This window comes from Leifsonia sp. Root4 (assembly GCF_001425085.1).
Lineage (GTDB): Bacteria > Actinomycetota > Actinomycetes > Actinomycetales > Microbacteriaceae > Microterricola.
Genome location: NZ_LMDN01000001.1, coordinates 883,542 through 901,231, shown reverse-complemented (window position 1 = coordinate 901,231; position 17,690 = coordinate 883,542). Strand labels below are relative to the sequence as shown.

Sequence of the window (17,690 nt, the reverse complement as noted above, 5' to 3'; positions counted from 1 at the left end):
GGAGCGCATGTGGCCGTCAGCTCAGGGTTGAAGCAGACCGAATTTCTCCGATTGGCTGTACCAGCCTTCTGAAGGGATTATTTTCCGGCATGCGGGGGATCTTCAGGAAGCCTGGCGGCCGGTGCCCTACTCCTGCCTAGGGCTTTCGAGTTCTTAGAGCGGCCCGCCATTGTGACGTGTCGAGACATCGAATACAGATGTGTCGAGACGTTGATGACAGAAAGCCTCTCCTTCGGGAGGGGCTTTCTTCATTTCTTGGTTGGTAGTTCTTGTCTGGGTCGATCGTGTGCTCGGCGGACCCCGGCGGGCGCGGACGCTGCCAGGAACCGACCACTACCGGTGCCCGAAACCGAGACCTGCTCGCCGCGTCCGTGCCCTGGCGTGTTACCTGAGATCTTCTTCCGTGAGCAAGGCGTCTGGCGCGTACACTGACCGCAAGAGACTGTCCGAGGGGGGTGGCAGCAATGGTCCAGAGTGTGTCGTTTGATGCTCCGGAGGTGTTTTTCCGGGGCGTCGTGGCGGACAACGCTCCCGATGCACTGGTTGTCGTTCGAGATGATGGGCTCCTTGCGTTCCTCAATGGTGAGACGGAGCGGTTGTTCGGTTACGAGCCCGGCGAGTTGTTCGGACAGCATTACGAGGTGCTGCTTCCGGAGCGGTTTCGGCAGGCGAGAGAAGATTCCCCGGTCCGCGTCGGAATCGAGGGAAACGTAGCACGTTTGAGGGCGAGCACGAGCCTATACGGGCTCCGCAAAGACGGGCGAGAGTTTCCCGCCGATATGGCGCTCGCGCAGGTGAGCACCGCCGTCGGTGACGTGGTCGTCGCCTCGATCCGAGATGCTACCGAACGCCGCGAGCATGAGGACGAGTTACGGAATGCCCTCTCGCTGGTTCGCGCAACGCTTGAGTCAACGGCTGACGGACTTCTCGTGGTGTCGGCCGACGGAAAAATCGCGGGTTCCAATGAACAGTTCTCCAAGATGTGGGGCATCCCGGCGGGGCTCATCTCCGCGCACGACGACGAGAAACTCTTGGGCTTCGTAGTAGAGCAGCTCGTCGATCCGAGCATCTTTGTCGAGAAGGTGCTTGAGCTCTATGCACAGCCCGAGGCAGAGAGTCTCGATGTTCTCGAGTTTCGGGACGGCCGAACCTTCGAGCGGTACTCACGGCCTCAACGAATCGCCGACGAAGTCATTGGCCGAGTGTGGAGCTTCCGCGATATCACGGCTCAGAGCGCCGCTCAGAAGCAGATTCAGGAGGCCCTTGCTGAGTTGGCACAGCAGGCCGCACAGCTGAAACAGCTCGCATACTCGGACTCCCTCACCGGGCTGGCCAATCGGGCCTTGTTCCATGAGCGACTCGAGGAGGCGTTGAACCTCGCCGAGGCGGGATCGATCAGCGTTCTGCTGCTCGATCTGGATGATTTCAAAGAGGTCAACGACATCCTCGGCCACCAGGCCGGCGACAAGATGCTGATTGAGGCTGCGCGGAGACTGCGAGAATGCGTGGGCTCCTCCGACACTGTTGCCCGAATAGGCGGGGACGAGTTCGTGATTCTCCTTGTGGAGCCGGAGGATGCTGAGGTTGTGGCAGACCGCGTGGTGAACGCCCTCAACTCCCCAGTTCTGCTGGACGGTCACGAGGTCCACCCGAGTGTCAGCCTGGGACTGGCTACGAGCGGCGGCGAGTCTCTTCAGGCGTCCGACCTCCTTCGCCGGGCAGACATTGCCATGTATGTGGCCAAGGCTGCGGGCAAGAACCGCTATCTGAGGTTCCGGCCGGAGATGATGACCGCATTGCTCAAACGCAACAACGTCGAGTCGGGACTGCACGAGGCGATTGAACGCAACGAATTAGTCGTTCATTACCAACCGATAGTGATGGTCGGGGAGGGCCAGGCTTCGCAGGTTGAGTCGCTCGTTCGGTGGAACAGACCAGACGGCCTGATACCCCCGCTCGATTTCATCGCGATAGCGGAAGGCAGCGGCCTGATCAACGCCATCGGGCTAGAAGTGCTCACCCAATCCTGCGTTCAACTGGGGGCATGGCTTAGCGCAGACGACTCGCACTCGGCCGCCGTCAACGTCTCCGTCGTACAACTGCGAGAAGACGGATTCGCGAGCGCAGTCCTTCGCACCCTCGACGACTTCGGCATCGATCCCCACCACCTGATCTTCGAGGTGACCGAGAGCGCATTCATGGACTCAGAGGTCCGAGCGGTCAAGCAGCTCAAAGGACTACGCGACCACGGAATTCGTGTGTCCCTCGACGACTTCGGCACCGGCTATTCCTCGCTCGGGCGACTTCAGAATATCCCTGTCGACATCATCAAGCTGGACCGTACCTTCGTCACGGGTATCCGCACCGGCAAAGAGGACTTTCCTATCCTGAACTCGATGATCGGCCTCGCCCACAACTTGGGGTTGCATGTCACCGCGGAGGGGGTGGAGACCGCGCGCCAGGCGCGCTACCTCATCGCGCTTGGATGCGACTCCCTGCAGGGGTTCTTTTTCTCGCGACCAGTGCCGATCGGTCTACTGCCCCAGGCGGCGGATCACGCGACGTCCGTGTACCACAACGCAGTCGCTGGAGCCCCCGAGAGGAACTCCGACCGCTAGGCACCAGACGTCCACGAGGGGGCACATCCTGTTTCGGAATCCCGGTCGCTGCACAGGGGATGCACGGTCTCGTCGCCGGGGGAATAGCTGAAGGATCCGGGGGATTCTCAGGGAATCCACCCGAAGAAGAGGGCCTCCGCAGTGCGGAGGCCCTCTTCTTTGTTTCGTGATCCGCGCGCTCTTACTTGTTGACGAAGGTCAGCAGGGCGGCGTTCACCTCGTCGGCGTGGGTCCAGAGCAGCCCGTGGGGTGCTCCTTCCAGCTCGACGTAGTCGGCCTCGGGCAGTGACTGGTGGAAGCGGCGGGCGGTGACGTCGATCGGGAGGATGTTGTCGGCCGTGCCGTGCAGGATGAGGGCCGGCTTGCCGCTGGCGCGGACGGCTTCGACGTCTCCGCGGAAGTCCTCGATCCAGGCCGGGACCACCGCGTAGGCGGCCACGGGTGCGCTGGAGGTGGCGGTGTTCCAGCTCGCGGTCACGGCCTCCTGGCTGATTCGCGAGCCGAGGGTGTCGTCGAGGTTGTAGAAGTCGGAGAAGAAGTTCGTGAACCAGGCGAAGCGGTCGGCCTTGGCCTGAGTGGCGATGCCGTCGAAGACCTCCTGGGGCACGCCGGCGGGGTTGTCGTCCCGGGCCACGAGGAAGGGCTCCAACGACGCGAGGAAAGCGAGCTTCGCGACGCGGGCGTGGCCGAAGGTGGAGACGTAGCGAGCGAGCTCGCCGGTGCCCATGGAGAACCCGACCAGGATCACGTCCTGGAGGTCGAGGGTTTCCAGGACCGTGTTCAAGTCGGCGGCGAAGGTGTCGTAGTCGTAGCCGGCCCCGACCTTGCTCGACTGGCCGAATCCACGGCGGTCATAGGTGATCACGCGGTAGCCCTCGGCGAGGAGGGCGCGGGTCTGGCGCTCCCAGCTGTGACCGTCGAGCGGGTAGCCGTGGATCAGCACGACGGGCTGGCCGGCTCCCTGGTCCTCGTAGTAGAGCTCGATCGAGGTGCTGTTCTCGGTGCCGACGGTGATGAAAGCCATGATGAGTCCTTGTCCTGATTCGGTGAGAACGTGCGTTCTCGCTTCGTGTTCCCCACAGTAGAGAACGGACGTTCTCATGTCAAGTAGAATCGGAGAATGACTTCAGATGACGCACGCGAACGCATCCTCACGGCCGCGGAGGGCCTCTTCTACGCCAAGGGGTACGCGGCCGTCGGGATGGACGAGCTGCGCGCGGCCGCCGGGGTGTCGCTCCGTCGTCTCTACGCACTCTTTCCCTCCAAGGGCGACATCGTTGTGGCGGTGCTCACGCGCAAGCATGAGGAGTGGGAATCGGGCCTGTCCGGCTACGTCGCGGCGGCGGGTCCGAGTCCGCGCGCGCAGCTGCTTGCCGTGTACAGCTACCTCGAGGAGTGGTTTCGCACCGACTCGTTCCGCGGCTGCGCATTCATCAACGCCTTCGGGGAGCTGGGCGGGACACACCCCGAGATCGCGCAACTCGTCCGAGAGCACAAGGAGTCGTTCCAACGCTTCATGGCCGACCTCGTGCGCGAGCTGGGCGCTCCTGGCCCACTGGCCGCGCAACTGGCGATCCTCGCCGAGGGCGCCCAGAGCACAGCGGCCATCGCCCACGACTCCGCCGTCGCCTCCCACGCGAAAGCGGCGGCCGCGGTGCTCATCGACGCGGAGCTCAGCTCCGCGTCCCACTCTGAGCGGGCGTTGCCGCGCTCGATCTGAACTCCAGTGATCTCAACCGCACCCTGAGCTAGATCCAAGGGCGAGACCGCGGCCAACCCTCCCCGCTTCACTCCACAGAAAATCCCCTGATGCGGGCAACATCAGGGGAATCTCCTGCGTGGCCGAACGGCTACTCGTCGTCTTCGTCTTCGAGCAGCGCGATCTCCAGATCGGCGAGCTCGATCTCCGCCGCCAGCGCCCGGACGATGTTGCCGGTGGCGGCAGCGACTCGCGCCGTTCCGACGATGGGGGCGATCGCCGTCAGCACGCCGCGGATGTCATCGGCGTCGAGGCCGAGTTCGGCTCCGACGTCGATGTTCAACGCGTACGAAACGGGCGGCGCCCCGACGGCGACGAGGGCGGCGAGACGCACCAACATCACCGTGTCGGGGTCGAGGGTTGACGCGTCGAGGGAGTCGGCCGTCATCCGGGCGAGCAGATCGAGAACGGGAGCATCGTCGGTGCTTGCATCAGACATGAAAATTTCCTCTCACTGAAGCTTTGGTGTAATCGCAGCGACGCTGCAGGCCCCATTCGACCTCCGGAGATTTCGGGTCACATCATGGAGTTCGCATGAAAGCCCGGCGCTGCCCCTACAATCTGGGAAGGCGTGGCGGAGTGTGGCCACCGGCCGGATGTGCACCAAGAGAAAGTGCAGCGCGAGATGACCGTGATCGTCCACGTTCGACGTACCGAGCATGGCCCGTGCGGCCGCGGATGCCGCTCATGAGTCGCGCATGGTTCGCACTCGGAGTCGCGATCGCCGTGGAGGTCGCCGCGACGCTCGCGCTGAAGGCCGCGTTGTCGAACCCGGCCTGGTACGTCCTGGTCGTCATTGGCTACACCTCCGCACTGGTGCTGCTCGCCGTCTGCCTGCGTCTCGGCCTGCCCGTCGGCGTCGCCTACGGCATCTGGGGCGCCAGCGGCGTCGCGCTGACTGCGGTGCTCTCCGCGGTGATCTTCGGGGATCCGCTGACACCGGTGATGGGCATCGGGATCATCCTGATCATCGGCGGCGTCCTCCTCGTCGAGGTGGGCTCGCAGCGCGCCATCGCCGCGCGCGAGCGGGAGGAGGTGGCCGCATGAGCTGGCTCTTCCTCGCCCTCGCGATCATCACCGAGGTCGCGGCAACGCTCTCGCTCCGCGCCTCCGAGGGGCTGAAGCGCAAGATCTGGGCTGTGCCCATCGCCATCGGCTACATCGCCGCGTTCGTGTGCCTCGGCTTCTCACTGCATTTCGGGATGCCGGTGGCCGTCGCGTACGGGGTGTGGGCGGCCACGGGCATCGCACTCACCGCAGTGCTCTCCCGCGTCATCTTCAAGGAGCCGCTCTCGCGCACGATGGCGATCGGCATCGCGCTCATCGCCGTCGGCGTGATCACGGTCGAGCTTGGCAGTAGCGCGGCGCACTGAGCGTCGCGCGTCGTCCCAGTAGCGCAAATCCGGCGTCGGCGCTTCGACATAGGCTGGGCTCACGCCAGCACGAGGAGGGGCGCCAGATGCCCGAACGCCGTACGAAAACAGCCCGTTCCGCGACGAAGGCCCCGCGGCTGGACCGGGTCGATCCGCAGAATCTCGCCGCGGGTTACGCGGGAGATCTCGGGGCGAACTCGGGCATCGACGCGCTCGCCTTCGAGGCGCTCAGCCTCGAGACCTTCGCCCTCGACTTCGCGACGGTGAGCGAGAGCACCTTCGCGGGTGTCATTGCCGACGAGGCCGAGATGCGCAGTATCCGGATCGTCGACTCGGCGCTGAACGGTTTCAACGTTCCCGTCCTTCGGGCGGCGCGTTCGACCTGGCGCGACGTCGTCATTCGTGAGTCGCGCATCGGTTCGGCCGAGCTCTACGAGTCGGGATTACGGGCTCTCCGCATTGAGAACTGCAAGCTCGGCTACGTCAACCTGCGCGGCTCCAGCCTGTTCGACATCCTCTTTGTCGACTGCACCATCGACGAGCTCGACCTCGGCGGGGCCAAGGCCGAACGGGTCGCGTTCGACGGGTGCGGGGTCCGCGCACTCGACCTGAACAACGCGACCGTTCGCGACTTCGACCTGCGCGGCGCCGACGTGCAGGAGGTGGCCGGCATCCGCAATCTCGCCGGCGTCACAATCAACGAGCTGCAGCTCGGCATGCTCGCCCCGGCGATTGCGTCGAACTTGGGCATTATCGTCGAAGACTGAGCTCGTCAGCGGCCTCTCAGGGCTTTCCCAGCTCCACGCTCCGTGCCCCGTGTTTGCGGGGAACAGCATCGTCTCGATTGGCATTTTGTACCCCGAATGGGTTGCATTCGCCGTGCCGGAGTGGGACGGTGGAGTCCGCTCCTCAGCTTCATTGGGGAGCAGGGATCGGACGCTCGGCGTTCGACCCTCAACGGGAAGGGATATGACCATGGGGTTCTTTGCATTTCTTCTCCTCGGCTTGATCGCCGGGGCCCTCGCCAAGCTGATTCTGCCCGGCAACCAGGGCGGTGGGTGGTTCGTCACACTCCTGCTCGGTGTCGTTGGCGCGATGCTCGGTGGATGGCTGGGTGGCCTGCTGTTCAACGTCAGCCTCGAAGAGTTCTGGTCGATCCAGACCTGGCTGGTGGCCATCGCCGGTTCGATCGTCGTGCTCCTGATCTGGGGGCTCATCTTCGGCCGCAAGAAGACCGCGTAGGCGCGGTCACTCGCGGGCCGTGGCGGCTCAGGGCTCTCTGAGCCGCCACGGCCTCACGCATTCGTCTGTATACGACTCGCAGTAGGAGGAAAATATGGGAATTCTCGATGACGCCAAGGAGACAGCCGGCGCCGCAGCCGAGAAGGTGTCGCGCTCGGTCGAAGACACCGTCGATCGGGTCAGTGACAAGATCGATGAGGTGAAAGCGGATGCCGAGGTGAAGAGGGCCGAGGCCGAGGCCGACTCCGTGAAGAAGCGCAACGAGGTCAAAGAGGAACTGCGCGACAACTGACCGCGTAGCTGAGTGGCAGACAACAGGGGAGGGGCGCCGACGGCGCTCCTCCCCTGTTGCTGATCACGCGTCTTGATCGAAGCGCGCCACCGGCCGCTCCGGGCTAGTCGGCCAGCGCAGTCGATCCCCTGGTCACCAAACGGGTGGCGATGCTGTGCACTCCCGGTTTGACGGCGCCGTCGATTGCGGCGAACAGCAGATGAGCGGCCTTGCGCCCCACCTGTTCGAGATTCATATCGATGGTTGACAGTGGCGGGCGGGATTGGGCGGCGATTTGCTCCCAGTTATCGTGGCCCATCACCGCGATGTCACCGGGCACGTCGCGTCCGGCCTCACGGAGGGCGTCAAGCGCCCCACGAGCGATCTGATCGCTTCCACAGAGGATCGCATCGATGTCGGGATGCCGCGCGAGCAGTGTGCGAACGGCACCTCGTCCCCATCCCTCGCTCCAGGCGCCGTACAGCGCCTCACCGCCGACGAGCTCGAGCCCGTGCGCGGACAGCGCACGTGACGCTCCCTCGACACGCTCAACCGCCGCCCGATAGTTCACGTCACCGGAGATGTATGCGATGCGGCGACGGCCGCACTCGACCAGATGGTCCGCCGCGATCTGGCCGGCACCGACGTTGTCACTCACGACCGATACATCGCGAGGGTCGATGGATGGGGCATAGGCGTAAACGACGGGAACCGGGATGTCGTGACCCAGGGTCTCCCGCGGGTTCGTCGTGTCTCCAACGATGATGAGCCCATCGACGCGGCGGCTGAGCAGAGCCCGGAGGTGATGCTGCTCCCGAATCGAATCGCCGCGGGCATCGCACAGGAAGACCGACGTGCTGCCGGACCCGAATGCATCCTCGGCCCCCATCATCACCGGGATGGAGAAGCGACCGTCGAGATCGCTGGTGAGAAGTCCGACCGTTCCGGTGCGACCGGCCAGGAGGCCCTGGGCGAGCACGTTGGGCGAGAAGTTCAGCTTCTCGGCCGCATGCTGCACGCGAACGCGTGTTTCCGCCCGCACGTGCTCTCGCCCGTTGAGTGCTTTCGAGACGGTGGCGATGGAGACGCCGGCGAGCAACGCCACGTCCTTCAGCGTCGCCGGTTTGAATCGCTCGTCCGTGCCGTGCGCGACTGGTTCCGCCATTGGAGTCCTCCTCGCGGGAATTTTCGGCAACTGTTTTGCCGAATGGGCTTGACTGCGAGTGTAGCGCGGTCGTACGGTGATGAAAACCTTTTCGGAAAGTTTCGCGAGGTCTCGCAAGAGCTCCGCGATACCAGTCGGAAAGGCACTATTCACCAATGCTAATCCGGCTGCCTTCCGGATGGCACGGTCTGGGATGCGCACAGCATTCCCGGTGTGTGGCGACAGAGTGTCGTTGCACAGCTCAATGAGGAGCAGGAGGACAGCACTCACATGTTCGCAAGCACACAGCCAGGCAATCGAAACACTCGCCGTCGCATCGTCGGTGGACTCGCAGCCGTCGCGGCGGCCACCCTTGTTCTCACCGCATGTTCGACCGCCGGCGACAGTGGCGAGGCAACGCCAGAGGGTGGCACCGAGCTCACCATGTGGACCCGGGCGGCGACCCAGATCCAGAGCCAGGCGTTCGTGGATGCCTACAACGCCAGCCATGACAACCAGGTCAAGCTCACCATCATCCCCACGGACGACTACCAGACGAAGATCGGTGCGGCTGCAGGCTCCAAGAGCCTGCCGGACATCTTCGCGTCCGACGTCGTGTTCGCTCCGAACTACACCTCGCAGGGGCTCTACCTCGACATCACCGACCGCATCGCCGCGCTGCCGTTCGCCGCGGACATCGCGCAGTCGCACGTCGAGGTCGGCACGGTGGACGGCAAGTCGTATGTTGTCCCCCACACCATGGACCTTTCCGTGATGTTTTACAACAAGGATCTCTACGAGAAGGCCGGCCTCGACCCCGAGAAGCCGCCGACCACGCTCGCGGAGTTCGACGAGCAGGCACGCGCCATCGACGCGCTCGGCGGCGACGTGAGCGGAACCTTCTTCGGCGGAAATTGTGGTGGCTGCATGGTGTTCACCGGATTCCCCTGGATCTGGGGAGCCGGCGGATCCGTCATGAACGACGACGGAACGGAGTCGGACCTCGCCAGCGCAGATGCCCAGACCTTCTACGAGACGTACCGCGGGCTCGCAGCTGATGGAATCGTCGCACCGGGAACCAAGGACGAGACCGGAGCAACCTGGGTTGCTCCGTTCGCCGAGGGAAACATCGGCGTGATGCCGATGCCGTCGACGATGCTCGGCTCGATGCCCGACTACACCGGAGTCGCCGTAATCCCCGGCATCGACGGGGGAGAGTCGACGTTCGTCGGCGGCGACAGCATCGGCATCTCCGCGACGAGCAAGAATGCGGATGCCGCGTGGGACTTCCTGTCATGGACCCTCGGCGACGAAGCCCAGGTCGAGGTGCTCGCGAAGAACGGCGACGTTGTCGCCCGCACCGACCTCGCCTCGAACAAGTACTCCGAAAAGGACCCCCGCGTCGTGACGATCAACGAGGTCGCTGGCAAGGGAACGACCCCGTACTCACTCAACTTCGGAGCGGCGTTCAACGACCCGAACGGACCATGGCTGGTGCTGTTCCGCAACCAGGTGTTCGGCGATGCGAGCTCGCTGGAGAAGGACAACGACGCGCTGAGCACGGTCCTCGCCGGCTAAACGCCACGAGTGTCACTCCGGGCACGGTTCGTTCCGAGCCGTGCCCGGTCCCTCTGCACCGCAACACCATGGCCACGCGGCATCGCTGCGGAGGCCTTGTCAGGAGAAACATCATGACCATCACCTCCGCGCGACCCGCGCAGAGCACGCAGCCACTCCAGCAACGACGCAAGCAGAGCTGGTTCCGCACTCGCTCGGCCCAGGGCCTCGCCTATGCAGCCCCACTGGCTATCTTCGTGATCCTGCTCTTCATCGTGCCGCTGCTCACGGTTGGTCAGATGTCGATCAGCGACTGGTCGCTGCTCGGCGGCGACAACGGCATCAATGCGCCAGACAACTTCACCGGTCTCGCCGACAATCCCCTGCTCTGGCCCAGCGTCGTGTTCACGATCAAGTACACCGTGATCGTCACGATCATCATGCTCGCGCTCGCGCTCGGCATTGCGCTGCTCGTGCAGGAGAGCACCAAATGGAATTCTTTCCTCCGCACGGCGATCCTCGTCCCGAGCGCGCTTGGGTTGGCATCCGCATCCCTGCTGTTCTGGGGGCTCTACAGCCCGAACATCGGGCCGATCAGTCCGATCCTGGAGAGCCTCGGGCTCATCGACGAGCCGATCTCCTTCCTCGGCACGCCGGAAGCCGCGCTCTGGTCGACGGTCTTCCTGATCATCTGGCGGTTCACCGGCTTCTACATGCTGATCCTGATGGTTGGCCTCCAGGGCATCTCGCCCGATATCTACGAGGCAGCCAATCTCGACGGAGCTGGCCGCTGGAAGCAGTTCCGCCACATCACGCTCCCGCTGCTGCGCCCGTCGATCGCACTCTCCTTGATCCTGTGCATCACCGGCTCGCTGCTGGCATTCGACCAGTTCTACATCCTCACCAAGGGTGGGCCAGACAATTCGACGATCACCATCGTGCAGCTGATCTACCGCGAGGCCTTCCAGAAGTTCGACCTCGGCTCTGCCGCAGCGCTGTCGATCTTCGTCCTCCTCGCCCTTGTCGTCATCAATCTCGTGCAGTTCCGCGGCTTGCGGGCGAAGGACTAATGCTCATGAAACAACTACGACAGCTCTCTCGCACTCCGTACTACGTGTTGACCGGCGGCCTCGCCATCATCTTCCTTTTCCCGCTCGTGTGGAGCGCCTTCGCCTCCGTGTCCCCACAGGGCGGCACGGCGCAGAGCGAGGGCTTCGGCTTCGGAAACTACGTCAAGTTGATGAATTACGACGCCGGTCTGCCGACCTACATCCTGAACAGCGTCATCGTCTCTGGCCTGACTGTGATCCTCGTCGCGTTCATCTCCCTGCTTGCCGGTTACGCGTTTGCGCGCTTTGAGTTCCCCGGCAAGAACCTGCTCTTCCTGATGGTGCTCGCGATCCTCATGGTTCCCTATGCCACCCTGCTCGTGCCCCTGTATGTGTTGCTCGGCAACCTGGGTCTGACCAACTCGCTCGTCGGGCTGAGCCTCGTGCTCACGATGTACCAACTGCCCTTCTCGATCTTCATGATGCGCATCTCCTTCGAGGCGGTGCCGACGGAGCTTGAGGAATCGGCGTTGGTCGACGGAACAGGCAGTCTGGGAGCGCTGTGGCACGTTCTCACCCCCGCGGTGATGCCCGGCCTGATCACGATCAGCCTGTACGCGTTCCTCGCCGCATGGAACGACTTCATCGCACCGTTGATCCTCATCAACGACTCCGCGCTCGCCCCGCTGCCCCTGGCGGTCGCCAATCTGCGGCAACAGGCCATGGGGGCAGTCGACTATGGCGTCACTGAGGCCGGTGTGGTCGTTCTGGCCCTGCCCTGCGTGTTGCTCTTCCTCGTGTTGCAGCGCTTCTACATCAAGGGATTCATGTCAGGGGCACTCAAAGGATGACCACGACGCCCGGCGCACTCACCGGCACGCCGACCGCACTGAAACTATTCTCGACGCCCGCACCATCGAAGGACACCATGACCATCACGACATCCTCTCGCGCGGCACACGCCGTGCTTCCGGTCGCTCCAGTCGCGACACTCCTCAGCCCGCTCAGCATCGATGAAGCGCGCTTGGAGAGCGCTGGGTTCTGGGGTACCCGGGTCGCGATCAACGCCAGCGCGACGATCGACCACTGTGCGTTCTGGCAGGAGAAGGCCGGTTGGCTGGCCAATTTCGACGCGGCGGCAACCGGCGACCTCCCCCAGACCCGCACCGGGCGAGAGTTCTCCGACTCCGAGGCATACAAGTTGATCGAGGCGATGGCGTGGGAGCACGGCGTGCACGGTGACCCGGCCCTCGATGCATCGATCCGTGCCCTGACCTCCCGGATCGGCGCGGCCCAGGAGCCCGACGGCTATCTCAACACCAACTTCGGGCGCCCCGGTCAGGAGCCGCGCTACTCCGACCTGGAATGGGGGCACGAGCTCTACAACTACGGCCACCTCCTCCAGGCCGCTGTCGCCCGGGTGCGCACGGCGGGACGCGATGAGTTGTTCGAGATCGCGCTCCGCGCAGCTGACCATGTGTGCGAGGCCTTCGGAGCCGATGGGATCCAGTCGGTGTGCGGTCACCCCGAGATCGAGCTCGGACTCATGGAGTTCGCCCGGCTGACCGGAGAGCCCCGGTACAGGGAACAGGCGAGGCTCTTCATCGAGCGACGCGGAACCGGCACCCTGGACGACATCGTGTTCGGCCGTTCCTACTTCCAGGATGACATCCCGGTGCGCGAGGCGACCGTGCTGCGTGGGCACTCCGTGCGGGCGCTGTACCTGGCTGCGGCCGCGGTGGACCTGGCGGTCGACACCGATGACGCCGAGCTGCTCGCCGCGATCGAGCTGCAGTGGCGCAACACCGTTGCCAGCCGTACGTACATCACCGGCGGCATGGGCTCGCACCACCAAGATGAGGCATACGGCGAAGACTTCGTGCTGCCGAGCGATCGGGCATACTGCGAGACCTGCGCAGGCATCGCCGCGGTCATGTTGAGCTGGCGCCTCCTGCTCGCCACGGGACGGCCAGAGTACGGCGACCTCATTGAGCGGTGCTTGTTCAACATCGTGGCCACATCGCCGTCCGACGACGGTCGGTCGTTCTTCTATGCAAACACTCTGCACCAGCGCACGCCCGGCGCCGTGACCGACGCCAACGCCCAGAGCAAGCGCGCCTCGTCCAGCATGCGGGCTCCGTGGTTCGACGTGTCGTGCTGTCCGAACAATGTCGCGCGCACCTTTGCCTCGCTCGGCGCATACATCGCCACGGTCGATTCGGCCGGACTTCAGCTGCACCAATACGCCAATGCGACGATCGCGACAGAGCTCGGCGACGGCCGTGCCGTCTCCGTGCGGGTTGAGACCTCCTACCCGCGGTCCGGCGAGATCCGCGTGACGATTGCGAACGCGCCCGCCGACCCGAGTGCCCCGTGGTCGCTCAGCCTGCGCGTGCCGGGCTGGGCTGAGGGAGCGACGGTCACCCTGTTCTCGGGTGCCACCGGTGTGGAAGTGACACGGCCGGCGACACCGGGCACCGTCACTCTCTCCGAGCGTTTCGCCGCCGGCGATCTCGTGACGCTGAATTTGCCGATGGTGCCTCGTTTCAGCACACCAGACCCCCGCATCGACGCGGTGCGCGGCTCGGTGGCCGTCGAGCTCGGTCCGCGCGTCTTCTGCCTCGAGTCGCAGGATCTGCCCGCTCGCGCCCACGTTGACCAGTTCATCGTTGACACCGAAACGGAGCCGGCCCGAACGCCGGACGACGCCGTCACCGTGCGGGGGGCGGTCACCGATCCTGCGCGACAGGCATGGCCGTACGGGGCGGATGCTGGACGGAGCACCCCGGCGACGGAATCCGTGCGCCTCGTCCCCTACCACTCGTGGGCCAACCGTGGCCCTGGGACCATGCGTGTGTGGTTGCGCACCAGCTAGGAGCGCCACCGGCGATGAATGAGCGGGGTGTTCGGCGAGAGCCGGGCACCCCGCTTCGTGCGTCCACTCACCCATTCCATGGAGCACTTGACAGATGGTCTGACCATCCTTAGAGTAATTTCAACAGTTGATGGTCTGACCATCAAACACAATTGTCTCCGCCTGGTTCGGTCCTCGTCGGAAGTACTACAAAGGAGTGGTCCATGAACCTCTTTTCTCTGATGCAGCAGCGCACAGCGGAAGCAGGCCCCATTCGGGTCGGCGTGATCGGGGCGGGTAAGTTCGCCTCGATGTTCCTCACCCAGGCTGTCGGCTCGCCCAACATCCACGTGGTCGGCGTCGCCGACATCAACGTGCCCAAGGCGCGAGATGCGCTTGCGCGCACCGGTTGGCCGGTCGAGCGGTACACGGCGACATCGCTGGACGAGGCGCTCCGCACCGGCGGCACCGCGGTGATCAGCGACTCGAATCAACTTCTCACCCACGATGCCGTCGAGGTCATCCTCGAGATCACCGGCAATCCCCTGGTTGGCACCTACCACGCGGTGACCGCGATCGACCACGGCAAGCACGTGATCATGGTCAACGTCGAGGCCGACTGCATGGTCGGCCCGATCCTGCAGCGCCGCGCCCAGGCGGCCGGTGTCATCTACGCGATGGCCTACGGCGATCAGCCGGCGCTCATCTGCGAACTCGTCGACTGGTGCCGCACCGTTGGCTTCGACGTCGTCGCCGCGGGCAAGGGCACCAAGTACCTGCCCGAGTACAACTACTCGACCCCGGACACGGTCTGGGACTACTACGGATTCACCCCGGAACAGCTCGCCTCCGGCGACTACAACCCGAAGATGTTCAACTCCTTCCTCGACGGAACGAAGTCGGCGATCGAGATGGCGGCCGTCGCCAACGGCACCGGCCTGATTCCGCAAGACGAAGGCCTGCTGTTCCCGGCGGCCAGCAAGGATGACCTGCCAACCGTCTTCCGCGAGAACCGATTCTCCGGTGGCAGCCTCACCCGACGCGGCACGGTCGAGATTGCATCGAGCATGTACCGCAATGGAGAGGAAGTGCCGGACAACCTGCGCTGGGGTGTCTACGTCACCTTCGAGGCGACCACCGACTACGCCGTGCAGTGCTTCAAGGAATACGGCGTGCACACCGATGAGACGGGGCGATACGGATCGCTGTACCGCCCGTACCACATGATCGGGCTCGAACTTGGAGTCTCGATCGCCTCCGCCGTGCTGCGCAAGGAGGCAACGGGGGCACCGACCGGGTTCCGTGGCGACGTCGTGACGACGGCCAAGAAGGATCTCAGGGCCGGCGACACCCTGGACGGCGAAGGCGGATACACCGTCTTCGGCAAGCTTGCACCGGCGGAGCTGTCGCTCGCCCGCAATGCGCTTCCGCTCGGCCTCGCGCACGGCGCAAAGCTCATCCGCGACGTGCCCAAGGACCAGACCGTCTCCTGGGACGATGTCACGGTTGACGAGAGTCAGTTCGCCGTGCAGATCCGCCGCCAGCTCGAGGCTGAGTTCCGTGCAGAACATGCCGCGCTCGTCTAGGTTCCGGTCAGACCGTCCGACCATGGAAACTACGATGGACGTATTGGGCCGCATTGCACGTGCGGCCCGCCGACCGGAGGAGTTGCAGCGTGGCGGATGTGAACGACGGGTGGGAGCCTGTTCAGCGACTTCGCACCTACGAACAGGTGATGGCGCAGATCGAGGAGCGAATCCTCGACGGGCGCCTCAAGGCGGGCGACCACCTGCCCAGCGAACGAGACCTTGCCGTCTCGCTCGGGGTGTCGCGCCCCTCACTGAGGGAGTCGCTCCGGGTGCTGGAGGCGCTGGGGGTCGTGGAGATCCGCAGGGGAGGCGGCTCGGACGGGGGTGCGGTGCTGCTCTCGACACCGGGCGACGGGATGGTCAACCTCCTCAAACTCCAGATCGCCCTCGCCCACTTCAACTGGGACGACGTGTTGGAGACCCGCCTGTCGCTGGAGGTCTGGAGCGTAGAGGAGGCCGCGTACCGCTCAAACGCTGACGACCACCGCGAACTCCTCGCGATCCTGGATCAAATGGACGACCCGGGAATCGACTCGTCGGAGTTCAATCGTCTCGACGCCGCATTCCACATGAGGATCGCGGAATCGACAGGCAACGCACTTACTGCCCATTTCATGGGTTCGTTGCGCACAGCCATCCATCGGCAGATGGTGCAGATGTACGCGGAACTCGAAGATTGGCACGAAACGGCGAAGACCGTCAGGGCCGAACACCGAGAAATCCTGCAGGCGATCATCCAACGCGACGGTCAAGCGGCCGCTTCGCTGGTGCGCATGCACATCGCCGACTTCTACAACATGAACATTCGCGGCGGGAACGCAGACCGGACATAGTTTTCGGCGGTCTGGGGGCCCGCAACTTTGAGGCCCCAAGCGGTCTCGCTATCAAGGGAGATAGATCCGCCCATGACCACCATGACACTCGAAACCGCGAACCGCGCAGAGCACGGTTCACCTGACAAACTCCGCACCGCGATCGGAAGCGCGGTCGGAACAACCATCGAGAATTACGACTTCCTGGCCTACGGCACGGCGGCGGCGCTCTACTTCAACACCGTGTTCTTCCACGCGGAAGACCCCGTCGTCGGCGTGCTCCTCGGCTTCGCCACCTTCGGCATCGGCTTCGCCATGCGCCCGCTCGGCGGAGTCATCGGTGGTTACCTCGGCGACAAGATCGGCCGCAAGCCGGTTCTCGTCGGCGCCCTGCTGCTCATGGGCATCTCGACCGTGCTCATCGGCGTGCTTCCGACCTACCAGCAGGTCGGCATCCTCGCCCCCATCCTGCTCACGTTGATCCGCATCATCCAGGGCATCGCCTTCGGTGCCGAATGGGGCGGCGCGATCCTGATGACCTTCGAGCACGCTCCGTGGAAGAAGCGTGGCCGCTACACGGCCATCCCGCAGGCCGGCGTGCCGCTCGGACTGCTCCTCGCCAACCTGGTGTTCCTGTGGTCGAGCACGCTCGACAGCGAGCTCGCCTGGCGGCTGCCGTTCCTGCTCTCCTCCGTTCTGATCATCGCCGGCCTCATCATCCGGGCGAAGGTCTCCGAGTCACCTGAGTTCGTCGAGACCAAGACAGCCGGCCTCGTGGTCAAGAACCCGCTCAAGGAGGTCTTCAAGAACGACTGGCGCACGATCCTGCGCGTCATCTCGCTGCGTCTGGCCGAGTCCGGCGGCTTCTACGTCATCGTCACCTACATGCTCTCGTACCTGACATCCGGCGACGAGCCGATCACCGACCGTGCGACGGCGCTCTCCGGGCTGATCGTCGCAGCGGCACTCGGACTCTTCACCACGATCCTGTTCGGCTCCCTCACAGACAGGATCGGGCGAAAGCCGGTTTACTTGGTCGGCACGATCGCGCTCATGGCGTTCGCCTTCCCGATGTTCCTCTTGGTCAACACGGGCGTGCCGTACCTGATCGTGTTCGTCTACATCATCGCGATGTCGATCATCCACGACGCGCTCGCCGGAACGCAGGGCGCCTGGTTCTCCGAGCTGTTCAACACGAACACCCGTTCCTCCGGTGCGTCGATCGGCTACCAGTTCTCCGCGGCCATCTCCGGCTTCATCCCGCTGATCGCAACCGCCATCGCGGTGCCGCTCGGCTGGTCTGGCGTTGCGTGGGTCTACCTCGGCTGCGGACTCATCGGCTTCATCGGCACCGTGCTCACCCGCGAGACCTGGGGCGCGGAGAAGCGCGCAGAGGTCGACGCGTTCATCGCCCGCTCCTAG

Annotated in this window: 17 protein-coding genes; 14 read left to right on the top strand and 3 right to left on the bottom strand. The window is 64.4% G+C overall.

The genetic code is table 11. The features are described 5' to 3' along the window. The first annotated feature begins 464 nt into the window (after positions 1–464). The gene (locus ASC66_RS04180) at positions 465–2,618 is read left to right on the top strand and encodes a putative bifunctional diguanylate cyclase/phosphodiesterase (protein ID WP_082491992.1); all 2,154 of its coding nucleotides are present in this window, start codon (positions 465–467) and stop codon (positions 2,616–2,618) included. Positions 2,619–2,799: 181 nt separating this feature from the next. Here ASC66_RS04180 and ASC66_RS04175 read toward each other — a convergent pair whose 3' ends face one another. Continuing rightward, the gene (locus ASC66_RS04175; protein WP_055835013.1) at positions 2,800–3,642 is read right to left on the bottom strand and encodes an alpha/beta fold hydrolase; all 843 of its coding nucleotides are present in this window, start codon (positions 3,640–3,642) and stop codon (positions 2,800–2,802) included. A 96-nt stretch (positions 3,643–3,738) separates the two neighbouring features. Here ASC66_RS04175 and ASC66_RS04170 point away from each other — a divergent pair, with 96 nt between their 5' ends. Then, a complete protein-coding gene (locus ASC66_RS04170; RefSeq protein WP_055835010.1) occupies positions 3,739–4,338 on the top strand; it encodes a TetR/AcrR family transcriptional regulator in 600 nt (199 codons plus the stop codon). A gap of 130 nt (positions 4,339–4,468) precedes the next feature. On the opposite strand, the gene ASC66_RS04165 is transcribed toward ASC66_RS04170, so the two are convergent. Further along, entirely contained in the window at positions 4,469–4,816 is a 348-nt protein-coding gene (locus tag ASC66_RS04165) for a carboxymuconolactone decarboxylase family protein (protein WP_055835007.1), read from the bottom strand. Between the two features lie 248 nt (positions 4,817–5,064). Between ASC66_RS04165 and ASC66_RS04160 the strand changes: the two genes are divergently transcribed. From ASC66_RS04160 to ASC66_RS04140, 5 genes are all read left to right on the top strand, one after another. Continuing rightward, the gene (locus ASC66_RS04160; RefSeq protein WP_082492073.1) at positions 5,065–5,424 is read left to right on the top strand and encodes a DMT family transporter; all 360 of its coding nucleotides are present in this window, start codon (positions 5,065–5,067) and stop codon (positions 5,422–5,424) included. Further along, positions 5,421–5,750, top strand: coding sequence for a DMT family transporter (locus ASC66_RS04155; RefSeq protein ID WP_055835001.1), 330 nt, complete (start codon positions 5,421–5,423; stop codon positions 5,748–5,750). Before ASC66_RS04160 ends, ASC66_RS04155 begins: the two co-directional genes overlap by 4 nt. Positions 5,751–5,836: 86 nt before the next feature. Continuing rightward, positions 5,837–6,517 (top strand): pentapeptide repeat-containing protein, encoded by a 681-nt coding sequence (locus ASC66_RS04150; RefSeq protein ID WP_055834998.1) that lies wholly within the window; start codon positions 5,837–5,839, stop codon positions 6,515–6,517. A 208-nt stretch (positions 6,518–6,725) separates the two neighbouring features. Further along, entirely contained in the window at positions 6,726–6,992 is a 267-nt protein-coding gene (locus ASC66_RS04145; protein WP_055834996.1) for a GlsB/YeaQ/YmgE family stress response membrane protein, read from the top strand. A 94-nt stretch (positions 6,993–7,086) separates the two neighbouring features. After that, complete coding sequence (locus tag ASC66_RS04140; protein WP_055834991.1) at positions 7,087–7,284, top strand: hypothetical protein; 198 nt, start codon at positions 7,087–7,089, stop codon at positions 7,282–7,284. Between the two features lie 103 nt (positions 7,285–7,387). Here the strand turns inward: ASC66_RS04140 and ASC66_RS04135 are convergent, their stop codons facing one another. Then, positions 7,388–8,629 (bottom strand): LacI family DNA-binding transcriptional regulator, encoded by a 1,242-nt coding sequence (locus tag ASC66_RS04135; protein WP_353612510.1) that lies wholly within the window; start codon positions 8,627–8,629, stop codon positions 7,388–7,390. Between the two features lie 69 nt (positions 8,630–8,698). Here ASC66_RS04135 and ASC66_RS04130 point away from each other — a divergent pair, with 69 nt between their 5' ends. The 7 genes from ASC66_RS04130 to ASC66_RS04100 all read left to right on the top strand — a co-directional run bounded on the left by ASC66_RS04130 (position 8,699) and on the right by ASC66_RS04100 (position 17,690). Then, positions 8,699–9,985, top strand: coding sequence for an ABC transporter substrate-binding protein (locus tag ASC66_RS04130; protein WP_055834985.1), 1,287 nt, complete (start codon positions 8,699–8,701; stop codon positions 9,983–9,985). A gap of 113 nt (positions 9,986–10,098) precedes the next feature. Further along, a complete protein-coding gene (locus ASC66_RS04125) occupies positions 10,099–11,034 on the top strand; it encodes a carbohydrate ABC transporter permease (protein ID WP_082491991.1) in 936 nt (311 codons plus the stop codon). A gap of 5 nt (positions 11,035–11,039) precedes the next feature. Continuing rightward, entirely contained in the window at positions 11,040–11,864 is an 825-nt protein-coding gene (locus ASC66_RS04120) for a carbohydrate ABC transporter permease (protein WP_055836329.1), read from the top strand. Further along, positions 11,861–13,888 (top strand): glycoside hydrolase family 127 protein, encoded by a 2,028-nt coding sequence (locus ASC66_RS04115; protein ID WP_353612509.1) that lies wholly within the window; start codon positions 11,861–11,863, stop codon positions 13,886–13,888. Before ASC66_RS04120 ends, ASC66_RS04115 begins: the two co-directional genes overlap by 4 nt. Before the next feature lie 203 nt (positions 13,889–14,091). After that, a complete protein-coding gene (locus ASC66_RS04110; RefSeq protein ID WP_055834979.1) occupies positions 14,092–15,453 on the top strand; it encodes an NAD(P)H-dependent oxidoreductase in 1,362 nt (453 codons plus the stop codon). A gap of 89 nt (positions 15,454–15,542) precedes the next feature. Beyond that, positions 15,543–16,289, top strand: coding sequence for a FadR/GntR family transcriptional regulator (locus ASC66_RS04105; protein ID WP_200944694.1), 747 nt, complete (start codon positions 15,543–15,545; stop codon positions 16,287–16,289). Between the two features lie 72 nt (positions 16,290–16,361). Beyond that, positions 16,362–17,690: an MFS transporter gene (locus tag ASC66_RS04100; RefSeq protein WP_055834976.1), complete on the top strand. Its 1,329-nt coding sequence runs from the start codon at positions 16,362–16,364 to the stop codon at positions 17,688–17,690.

Coding starts and splice junctions, on each gene's coding strand:
- ASC66_RS04145 (WP_055834996.1), top strand. CDS start 6,726: ATGGGGTTCTTTGCATTTCTTCTCCTCGGCTTGATCGCCGGGGCCCTC.
- ASC66_RS04155 (WP_055835001.1), top strand. CDS start 5,421: ATGAGCTGGCTCTTCCTCGCCCTCGCGATCATCACCGAGGTCGCGGCA.
- ASC66_RS04130 (WP_055834985.1), top strand. CDS start 8,699: ATGTTCGCAAGCACACAGCCAGGCAATCGAAACACTCGCCGTCGCATC.
- ASC66_RS04150 (WP_055834998.1), top strand. CDS start 5,837: ATGCCCGAACGCCGTACGAAAACAGCCCGTTCCGCGACGAAGGCCCCG.
- ASC66_RS04170 (WP_055835010.1), top strand. CDS start 3,739: ATGACTTCAGATGACGCACGCGAACGCATCCTCACGGCCGCGGAGGGC.
- ASC66_RS04180 (WP_082491992.1), top strand. CDS start 465: ATGGTCCAGAGTGTGTCGTTTGATGCTCCGGAGGTGTTTTTCCGGGGC.
- ASC66_RS04100 (WP_055834976.1), top strand. CDS start 16,362: ATGACCACCATGACACTCGAAACCGCGAACCGCGCAGAGCACGGTTCA.
- ASC66_RS04110 (WP_055834979.1), top strand. CDS start 14,092: ATGAACCTCTTTTCTCTGATGCAGCAGCGCACAGCGGAAGCAGGCCCC.
- ASC66_RS04160 (WP_082492073.1), top strand. CDS start 5,065: ATGAGTCGCGCATGGTTCGCACTCGGAGTCGCGATCGCCGTGGAGGTC.
- ASC66_RS04165 (WP_055835007.1), bottom strand. CDS start 4,816: ATGTCTGATGCAAGCACCGACGATGCTCCCGTTCTCGATCTGCTCGCC.
- ASC66_RS04175 (WP_055835013.1), bottom strand. CDS start 3,642: ATGGCTTTCATCACCGTCGGCACCGAGAACAGCACCTCGATCGAGCTC.
- ASC66_RS04140 (WP_055834991.1), top strand. CDS start 7,087: ATGGGAATTCTCGATGACGCCAAGGAGACAGCCGGCGCCGCAGCCGAG.
- ASC66_RS04120 (WP_055836329.1), top strand. CDS start 11,040: ATGAAACAACTACGACAGCTCTCTCGCACTCCGTACTACGTGTTGACC.
- ASC66_RS04115 (WP_353612509.1), top strand. CDS start 11,861: ATGACCACGACGCCCGGCGCACTCACCGGCACGCCGACCGCACTGAAA.
- ASC66_RS04125 (WP_082491991.1), top strand. CDS start 10,099: ATGACCATCACCTCCGCGCGACCCGCGCAGAGCACGCAGCCACTCCAG.